Genomic DNA, 1,535 nt, shown 5'->3' on the forward strand with positions numbered 1-1,535 from the left:
CAAATGCAGACAGTCTGAAAAATTATCAGGCTGTCTGTTTTCTAAAAAGTTTAGTAATCGGAATATCTAGATTTTGTGAAAGGAAAACATTAGAAATGAGGAAAAAATTATTACGGCTTTTTATACCAGTTTTTTCATGTTTGAAATTTTACCTTTATTATTTAATCTGTTAACATTAAAATTAGAGTATAATATAAATGATGAAAGTTTAAAACTTTCAGAAAGTTACAGTATAAACAGACAGTGATTTTAAAAATTACACAGTACTAGTATATATTCGAATAAAAAGTAGAGAGGTTAAAGAGAATAAATTTCAAAAAGATGATATAATATAAAAAACATAGGGAGAAAAAAATGATAAAAAAGATATTGTATTTAATAACTGCTATTAATATATTTTCTTTAACAGAATATGAAAAAGAAATATTAAAAAAATAGAAAATACAAGTTACAGTTGCGATGTTGGGGATGAAAAAGTAATAAAAATAAAAGGAAAGGATTTTGTAGGACATATAAATGAAAAAGGAGAATTTTATGGAGAATTACATTTTCCAAAAGAAGATAACATAAGATATTGTTTCTTAAAAGATGAATATAAAGTTTATTTAAAAAAAGAAGACGGTTTTTATCTCAAAAATTTTAAATTTAATGATGAAATTTTTAAATATGGAAATGAACTATATCAGTATATAAACCCTGAAGGAAATGTTATAGTTTTTGAAAAGAAAAATGATAAATTTGAAAGAATAGGAGGAGTTATTTTGCAAGTACCAAAGTCGTATAAATTAAGAGGAGATAGAAAAAGTGAAGATTTTTTTAAGTACAATAAGCTAGAAATAAAAGAAGAAGAAATTGAATAATAAGAGGGAAGAAAATGAAAAAGATAATATTAATATATTTATTAACTTCTATTTTTCTATTTTCTAATATAACTGAAAAATATATAAATATAATTCAAAAAAATGAAATCTTTACATGTGACATAAAAGAAAAAGTAATACCATTAATAGGGGAAAACTTTACAGGGATGTATTATAAGGGAAGACCATATGGTCTCTGGGAATTAAAAAATAAGAAAGTAAGGCAGTGTTTTCTTAGTAATGAAAGAAAATATTACTATGAAGATAGGTATTATATTGTCGATAATTCAGATTATTATTTCAAAATAGATTATCAAAAAAATATTTATATAATAAAAGACAAGAAAAATAAAGACAGAGTTCTGTACTTCGAGAAAAAAAATCAGAAATACATACAAAGATACGGTATATATGAAGAATTGAAATTACCTGAATCATTAGATGAACAGATGTATTTTAAGATAATAAAAAGAACAACTATAAAGGAACTAGAAGATTTTGAAGAAATTAAAAAAATTTTTCAGGAAAGGGAATAAAACAAAATAAACTCCTACAGAAGCAGTTTGAAAAGTTTTGGAGTAAGTTCAGGAGCTACAATTGGCTATGGACATAAAATACAGACTACTGGAAATGGCGGAAGTATTTCAGCAAGTAAAAGTAATCAAAATACAACTG

Annotated in this window: 1 protein-coding gene; it reads left to right on the forward strand. The window is 23.8% G+C overall.

Annotated elements, in window-relative coordinates; translation table 11 throughout:
- The first annotated feature begins 874 nt into the window (after nt 1–874).
- A complete protein-coding gene (locus HMPREF1984_RS10815) occupies nt 875–1,396 on the forward strand; it encodes a hypothetical protein (protein ID WP_021768049.1) in 522 nt (173 codons plus the stop codon).
- Nucleotides 1,397–1,535: the final 139 nt, after the last annotated feature.

The sequence above is a fragment of the Leptotrichia sp. oral taxon 215 str. W9775 genome (assembly GCF_000469505.1).
In the GTDB taxonomy this organism is placed as follows: Bacteria; Fusobacteriota; Fusobacteriia; order Fusobacteriales; family Leptotrichiaceae; genus Leptotrichia_A.

Bases quoted from the DNA above. Each gene is read 5' to 3' on its own strand.
- HMPREF1984_RS10815 (WP_021768049.1), top strand. From the start codon at position 875: ATGAAAAAGATAATATTAATATATTTATTAACTTCTATTTTTCTATTT.